Source organism: Marinobacter sp. MDS2 (assembly GCF_030718085.1).
GTDB lineage: Bacteria > Pseudomonadota > Gammaproteobacteria > Pseudomonadales > Oleiphilaceae > Marinobacter.
Map to the genome: position 1 here is coordinate 182,221 of NZ_JAVAJF010000004.1, position 7,720 is coordinate 189,940.

Below are 7,720 nucleotides of genomic sequence, written 5' to 3' on the forward strand. Positions count from 1 at the left end.
TCGCTCGTTCAGCGAGGGCGGTATACTACGGATTTTTTTCTGATGTTGCAACACCTTTGCAAGCGTTACGTTCGATGAAATCGAAATTCCCATCAAAATCCGCTTCAACCGCTTGAAGCACTTCGGATTCCCTCGGCGATTCAACCTTAAAAGCGAGCGCGTATCCTATCCGATTACGAGGGAACTTGGCCAGTGTTACGTTCAAATTTTCCGACTTTTTTTCGCTCGCCAGTTTTTTGGCGGCCTCAAGGGACTCAAACATACCTAATGAAACGGCATTTTTGTATTGCCCCCTAGTAACGACGTAAACATCGGCACCTTGTGAACGCAAGGCCTCTGAGAGCAGTCGGGCACCTGCTTCTGACTGAGGCGGCACCAAAACCCAATGCAAAGGCTTCAATGATTCGGCCTTCGATTCCACCCGATACTCCAGATTAGCAGTCCGGCCGAGCGCATTTGCCTCCGATGGGGATTTAAACCATCCGACAGTGATGCAAACATGCCCGCTTTCAGGCCCGGGGTGTATTCCTTGCTCCGTCTTAAGGCTTGCCACCCTGGGCAAGCCACCCGCGGCAGTCGAACTCACCGCAGGCAACGCCAACCTCTCCGGCAACAACCAAAGCACCGCATTGAGTAGTGCCAAGCATAACGCCAGCCACTTCATATTAAGCCATCCTGTGCGACCACCTTTTGCAGCCCATCGAGCACAAGCCCCCGACAATGCCTGGCTTCCAAGCCCAACCCAATAAACCGGCTTGCGTCACCGCCGGTTACCAGTATATGCCGCAAGCCGTATGTCGTTGCATCGCGATGCGTTTGCCGAATAACACCTTCAGTAAGCCATGCCAAACCATGGTTGGCACATTCGCCCGTTGTTTTCCCTGGTCGAGTATTAAGCTGATCATCAACCTCAAAACCAATCCTTGCAGCATCTAACTTTAGGCTCCGGCGCATCATTCCCAGGCCCGGCAGGATAAACCCACCGAGGTGCAGCCCGTTGTCATTGACATAGTCCACGGTCACGGCACTGCCAGCATCTATGATTGCGCAACCTGCCTTATAATGCTCCCAGGCCGCAACCATGGCATGCCAACGGTCCGCCCCCATTCTGGATACGTCCTGATACGAGTTTTGTAATCCGTTTCGCTCAGATTCGCTCCAGTAAAAACGAATCGGAGCCGGGGTCACCTTAACAACCTCAGCTTCCAGTGCGCTCTGACTGGCTTCGGAGCCCACCGTTGAGACACAGACCTGACTGATCCGATCTGCGTAGGGCACCAGCTTGCTAAACGGCTCAGGCTCACGCAAATCGGCAGCGCCAACAGCAACGCTTTCTACTCCGCTTATTAAACGCCACTTAATTCGGGTATTTCCTGAATCGATAAGTAAGATCACACACTCACCCGCAAGCTGATATCTCCAGCCATCACCGAAACCCGTCCAGTGGCTGTATCGAGCTGATAGTTACCGCCCACATCCACGCCCCCGCCAATACCGGAAAGAGTGCCGTCTTTTGCCGATAAAGGCTGACCGAGAAAGATGTCATGTCCTTGCCACTCGTCTCTGAACGCTGAAAAGCCGCCGTTTTCGAACTGTTCCATCACCGCAGCCACTTCATTGATCACAGAAGCCGCCAATTCGTTTCGAACCCACGCATGATCAGGCCAATACCTGGCGAGGCTGGTCCAAGGTTGATCCACATCGGTTGCCTCTGTCATGTGAACATTAATCCCGAGGCCCGCGATCACTTGAACCTGCCCTTCCTGCAACTCGCCCTGTATCTCAACCAGAATGCCGCCGAATTTCTTTCCACCTGCGTAGAGGTCATTTGGCCACTTCAACCCCGCCCCGGTCACGCCCAAAGCGTTCAAAGCCCTGACGACAGCCACTCCCAACACCAGACTCAGGCCACTTAACCCTTCGAACCCACCCCGAAGCGTCAAACCCATACTCATATACAGATTCTGCCCCTTGGGACTGGACCAGTTACGACCTCGCCGGCCGCGCCCCTCAGTTTGGGCATCAGCTAAGACAACCGGCATCGCCGAGCCAGGCGCCAACAATTTTCGGGCCACTTCGGCGTTGGTCGAGTCCACCTCCTTCAGCACGACCAGTTCCACGCGCTCGGCACTCTCTTTCGCCAAATTTTCGACAATTTTGCGCTGATCCAACAAGTCGAGCGCAGTTACTAACTGATACCCCTGGCCTCGGATCGTCTTCACTTCAATTCCTTCCGCTACAACCTTTCGAATCTGCTTCCAGACAGCTGTACGCGAAACCCCTAACTGTTGGGCTAACGACTCGCCGGAGTGAACGCGATGGTCTCCGAGTAGGTCTAACAAGGTGTTGGGTTTCATTAGATTGCTTCCAGACAAGAAATGACTGAGCAGGATTAAACAACAGGAAGCGCAAAAAAACAAAAGGGCAGCGTATTTGCTGCCCTTTCTGCCGCCTTGCTTGGTGTCTAGGGAATTGGCGTTGCCGTCAGGTTCGCTCGGATATCGAAGTTCTGGAGTTTCGCCCCATAGAGCGCTGTGCGAGCGCCACCGTTGCGATGAATGAGGTCAACATTATTGATTGTCAGCTCTTTGAAGCGGCTCTGCGCCTTTACCGCAAAACCTAGAGGTCTATTGACCTTATCAGCCGCCGTCGGCTGAGCGACGTATCGGTACCCCTGCAATGCGCCGGGGTCCATAATCTTCTCGTCGCCTCGGTTACCGATAACGCCAAGGGAATCGGGGCCGTCCTGTTTTTTGGTAACCTTCGCCTGGTAAACATCAATCGCAAGGTCTGTCTGGATTCCGTAGACGTTATCTTCAATGCCATCGCCATTGAAATCACCGCCATCACCCGTGTGGATATCGTTAAAATGCAAACCTGTGCCGGAACCGTTTACAGCCTTTCCTTGCCCGTCTCGCGTACGATTTGTTTCCCAGAGCAAGGCATTCCTTTTATCAGGCCCCTCTGCGCGCGCAAGTACCTTCTTCATGCCGACAGAAACACCCTCCGAACCCCGTTCTTCCCAGTTGCCGCCTGACGCATCACACGCTGACGATGTGCTGCCAGATCCACCCACGCAGACACTTCCAGCCCCTCCCGGAGCAATGACTATCGCACTCCCCTTTTCATAACTTTGCAAACGCACCCGACCAAAACTTGCGCCGGCGTCTGCGGTTCCAACACGAACATCGCCAATGTCCATGGTACTCCAGACCTCTCCGGTTTCCATAGCAAGCCCCTGTTCGGACATATCGACGGTCATATCTCTTACATGCCCTTCATAGGTCACATCCGTTAGCCAAAGACCTTTCTGAGCGGTTTCTCCAGCCCCCTCGTCATAGGGAGCGGCAATCACGGCGGCCTTGCCGTTTCGGATATAGATGTCCGAGTTGACTGTAAACCCGTCACCGGATGCCCCGCCCGCAGCGAGTGTAATATGCCCATCCATTTCAAATTCGTAGGCAGGGTATACTCCAAGCGCAAGGAGTAGTTCTGTACCGCCCTGAAGAGGCGCATCCTCGCCCCCCACCCTCAGGCCATTGATTCGGTATCCACCTTTCAGGCCATCAAACCCGACCCTCAACCCATCGTAAAATTGGGTGCCGTTTTTAATCTCGTCTCGAGTCACGTTTACGGTGACATCCCCTTGTCCCCACGATTGAAGGCCACTTACGTATACCTGGTTGCCATCCTCTCTGTAGCCCAGATCCAGGCCACTCAGACTCCACTGTGCAGCGACTCTCAAGCCTTGCGGGCCAGCATCAGGGTGACCTCCTCCCTGCAAGTAGAATGCATTGGTGTACGCTTTCCCGTTAAAGGTACGATCCTCAAAAACAAAACGCAGGTTAACTGAACCGAACCGGTTGCCACCTGCACCCATCTCTACGGAGCCTATCGTCAGGTCGCCGTCAAATTTTCCAAGGCTCAAGCCGACTGCCGGACGGTTCTGCCAATCGGTCGTCACGTCTAACCGCAGGTCCTGGATTTGGTACTGACCTGAAATATCCCGAAGCGCAAGAGCAACGCCATCATCCTCATAGACCAACGACGCGGAACTAATAAATGTTTCGTTATCAATACGCAGGCCTTGCCCCTGACGCCCGCCTGCAGTAATTCCGGTAGTCGAGGTAAGGTCGTAGCTGCCCGACAACGAGCCGTAACTCGGCAACAACGCTCCTGTGGAGCCATGTCGTTTGCCATGGTACGCGGGATCATCGCTGAACCGTATCGCGCCTACTCGCCAGTCACCTTTTATGCTCGGAGCCGCCAACTGAAGCGTGTTGCCGACCAGATCGAGGGTAACGCCGAGCGCCTCGAAGTTCATCGTGATATCGTCCAGAAAGACAGCATTACCGTTAGTCAGATAGCCAAGCCTCCCTCCGGTCATGGTGTAAGCTGTGTCGAAGGTGTAACCGGCACCGCCAACCCCCCCGCCGGAGCGCAGGTTGAAATAGCCATCCAGCGAGTGGTCGAGGAAGATCCCGCCCATGCTAACTCCAGGCGCGCCGGCCAAACGAATATCCGAAAACTCGATCCGTCTGTCTTCTACAAGGTAAGTCAGGTTCAAAGCACCGGCCGAGCTGACATCAAAAGTCGCATTGTGGAAAGCTCCATTACCGGCGATCTCGGATGAGCCCACCCGCAGCCCTTCAAGATGCACACCCTGTCCATCGTCGTAGTAGGATAAAGCGTCGGCGGACATCTTGAGATCCATTTCCAGCGTGATGCCACTTTGCCCCTGAACCCGGGACAACGCCGCATCGTCCAGCGACTGCATATCTGCCCGCACCAGTCCGGATACCAACACCACGGGGCCCGCCATGAGCAGGCATCGATACATCAACGAAGTGGTTCTTGAGATAGTCGTCATGCCGCAGCCTCGGTCTATGGGTTTCCGTCGGGGAAAACAAGCAGATTGCCCTGCATCACAACGTTGCCTCGCATCTCCGCTGCGAAGATGGTTGTCTGCTGGAATCCGGGGTCCGTAGGCCGCGCGGTACTGCTGGTTGCAAGATCAAACCGGACATCTTTATACCTCACGATATCCGGCAAGCCGATTTCAACAACCTCACGGTCGAATTGCTCGCCATCGCCACCGAAACCGGAATCGATAGCCCGAACTCGCAAGGTCAAGCCTTCAAATGAAAACTTCCCTCGCAGGTCATCGAGCACCACCCAGCCACCATCCTCTTTGAGCCGATACGCAACACGTGCGCCACATTTTTTGGTCTGATCGGTACACTGGCCGAAATGGTTATTCTCAACAGGTCCGCCCACCTCGTTGATACTGATATCCCCTGACAGGTATATGCCGCCTTGGCCCGACACATCTGATAAAGCTTCATCCTGCAGTGGAGACATCTCAGCCATAGAGGTTGCCGGCAACAGCGAGAGAAAGAGCAGAGCACACGATAAAAACTGAAGGATCGATCCAGTTAGCTTCATGGGGCGAGGTCCTTGGTTTGTATCTTCAGGTGTTGAACAATCATGCCTTCGATTCGAGCGGAGCCGAAATCTTTGTTTGTGACACTAAGATTGCCAATACTGACATTGCTGCGGTATTCAGGATTCGAATAATAGTCGTTATAAAAATCCCAGGTTGCGGGATCACTGTCGGCCCGTAGCCCGCTTTCTCCAATCGTTCCAGCCTTGGGCATCGCTATCGGATCAACTTCAAGCAGAAAATTGCCCATTCCATCCACATCAAAAAATACTGGCTGCAGACTATTTCCAATGGCAAGCTCCATAACGAAATCGGACATAGTGATTCTGGAGCTGCATGCGCTACCGTCTTGAGAACAGGCGTTGATTGAGACTTCCGGCGAATAGAGATTCAATCGGAATTGGCCGGCCATCTGGCGTCGCTCGTCATCACCCCAAAGCCGGATATAGCTGCCATCGACAACTGCGCTGCGGGCGTGAATGTTGAGGTTCGGCGAACGATCAGTTCCGACAGCGACGTTCATCTGCAGACCGATATCAGCTCGCTCCCCCCTCCAGTTTTCTGTTGCGGGCCGACTCGAGCACTGACCGGAACCGACAACAGCGGTCGTCGAAAGGCAGTCGAACCCTTCGGTGGCTGACGTTAACGCTGGTGCTGCCAGCTCTAGAATTGCCATATCAGGGACACCAATGTTGTCCCCATCAACTACGTCGATACGCCAGGGATTTGTAAGTCGCCCGAGGTTGACCGGCGTCAGTTGCTCTCCATAATGGCTCCCCGCTCCGGCGATATAGAGATGATTGACGGTAATATCAACATCTTGGCCATCGCTACTTTTAATACCGGTGAGCCGGAAGACCCTAGCTTGATCGCCGTTGACATCGGGCCCGTCGGTACCGTGTGAAAATATGAAGTCGTCGAACACAAGACCAATACCCGCGCCATCAACTTCTGACAACTCAGTGTCATCGAGTGACTTCAGCTCGGCATCTACGACAATCGGCCACCCTAGCGTTAGAAAAACGCCAAAGACCAAATCAAGACAAGGCTGTATGGAGCAAAATCGCGCAGTTATTCCCATCAGAATAACCCTCGTCCGCGATCTATATACTCTGTTCGAAGGCGCTCGATCCCATCGAGCGCTTGCTGGAGATTAACCTGAACCGCACCATTCGGAATATTAAAAAAAGCACCTTGGGTGGCCCTTATAAAATCCTGTGGCGAGAGGTTCTGTTTATCTACATTTTTTAGCCATTCCAGATCTTTGGTTTGAAACGATAGAAAAAGCCCGTCGACAGGACCTGTCAGTAGGTTTTTACCGTCAACCTCAGTGACTTCACCTATCGGAAAACTGCTATATGATGGCAATTCAAAACAAGCGTCTATGCCCATGATCAAGCAGTTTTCTGCGTAGACATGAATATCGCCCGCTGGACACGACCAAAAATTACAACTAGGTACTTCAATTCTAGAGCTTGACCCACCCGCCAGAAAGTTTTTCAGGGCCCAGCGGGTGAATCCACTCGCACCTTCAAGCACAAACTTTTCGCCATTGGGTATACCAATGTACTCACCGCGCACGAGATCAAGTTCGCCAATATTCGGATCGCCTTCAGCGCCATAAACTAATTGTCCTTTGGTTTGCAGCGGGCTCTCACCTTCCAACAGAGGTGTAAGCGCTTTAATTATCTGATCTGCCACATTACCATTGGATTCGGCGTTTTTTAGACCTTCACCTCTGTCGACAATGTCTATATTAACGTTACCGGTTAGACTTCTGATCGCCCCTGACAACATCCCCATGGCATCGCCGAAACCAAGGCGAACGCCAACAACTTCATTGCTCACTGTGTCTTGAGCGATTTCAAAAAATGGATTACTGATTAGAAAGGGAACGATTTCACCGTCGGCATAGTCAGCTCCATCTGGCTTACGCTGTCGTGGCACTGAGGAATTCTTACCCGAGTAATAGCTCTGGTTATTGATGTACCCGAGAGAGAAATCTTCGATAAGCAGATCAGAGCTTCCCGCCTTTTCACCCGCTCGGTCGTACCTCCCGAGCTCAAGGACTTCAATATTGGTCTGAACCTCTATATCCATACCAAGGTTCACACGAGTGTAGGCGGTATTATCTGCAGGATCAGGATGATACTGGCGATCGACAGACACGAATGCCTGACCGGTTACCTCGGACAATTGGCGGTCGCTGATGGGCTCAAGCCCTGCAACCACAGCGGCAGGCCATACCAACGTAATCGCCAGCGTAGCCTTTATTGG

7 protein-coding genes are annotated in these 7,720 nt (G+C 53.0%); all 7 read right to left on the reverse strand.

The features are described from left to right. Positions 1-25: 25 nt before the first annotated feature. Positions 26-664: a hypothetical protein gene (locus Q9245_RS15410; RefSeq protein ID WP_305897982.1), complete on the reverse strand. Its 639-nt coding sequence runs from the start codon at positions 662-664 to the stop codon at positions 26-28. Next, on the reverse strand, positions 661-1,395 hold the full coding sequence (locus Q9245_RS15415; RefSeq protein WP_305897983.1) for a type III pantothenate kinase: 735 nt from the start codon (positions 1,393-1,395) through the stop codon (positions 661-663). The genes Q9245_RS15410 and Q9245_RS15415 overlap by 4 nt, the downstream gene beginning before the upstream one ends. After that, positions 1,392-2,357, reverse strand: coding sequence for a biotin--[acetyl-CoA-carboxylase] ligase (locus tag Q9245_RS15420; RefSeq protein ID WP_305897984.1), 966 nt, complete (start codon positions 2,355-2,357; stop codon positions 1,392-1,394). Before Q9245_RS15420 ends, Q9245_RS15415 begins: the two co-directional genes overlap by 4 nt. Positions 2,358-2,464: 107 nt before the next feature. Further along, complete coding sequence (locus tag Q9245_RS15425) at positions 2,465-4,870, reverse strand: DUF6160 family protein (RefSeq protein ID WP_305897985.1); 2,406 nt, start codon at positions 4,868-4,870, stop codon at positions 2,465-2,467. Positions 4,871-4,884: 14 nt separating this feature from the next. Beyond that, positions 4,885-5,445 carry a DUF6160 family protein gene (locus Q9245_RS15430; protein ID WP_371824836.1) on the reverse strand — a complete coding sequence of 187 codons (561 nt, stop codon included), beginning with the start codon at positions 5,443-5,445 and terminating at the stop codon, positions 4,885-4,887. After that, on the reverse strand, positions 5,442-6,524 hold the full coding sequence (locus Q9245_RS15435; RefSeq protein ID WP_305897986.1) for a hypothetical protein: 1,083 nt from the start codon (positions 6,522-6,524) through the stop codon (positions 5,442-5,444). Before Q9245_RS15435 ends, Q9245_RS15430 begins: the two co-directional genes overlap by 4 nt. After that, positions 6,524-7,717, reverse strand: a complete 1,194-nt coding sequence (locus Q9245_RS15440; RefSeq protein ID WP_305897991.1) for a hypothetical protein — start codon at positions 7,715-7,717, stop codon at positions 6,524-6,526. Before Q9245_RS15440 ends, Q9245_RS15435 begins: the two co-directional genes overlap by 1 nt. Positions 7,718-7,720: the final 3 nt, after the last annotated feature.

Coding starts and splice junctions, on each gene's coding strand:
- Q9245_RS15425 (WP_305897985.1), bottom strand. CDS start 4,870: ATGACGACTATCTCAAGAACCACTTCGTTGATGTATCGATGCCTGCTC.
- Q9245_RS15430 (WP_371824836.1), bottom strand. CDS start 5,445: ATGAAGCTAACTGGATCGATCCTTCAGTTTTTATCGTGTGCTCTGCTC.
- Q9245_RS15435 (WP_305897986.1), bottom strand. CDS start 6,524: ATGGGAATAACTGCGCGATTTTGCTCCATACAGCCTTGTCTTGATTTG.
- Q9245_RS15420 (WP_305897984.1), bottom strand. CDS start 2,357: ATGAAACCCAACACCTTGTTAGACCTACTCGGAGACCATCGCGTTCAC.
- Q9245_RS15410 (WP_305897982.1), bottom strand. CDS start 664: ATGAAGTGGCTGGCGTTATGCTTGGCACTACTCAATGCGGTGCTTTGG.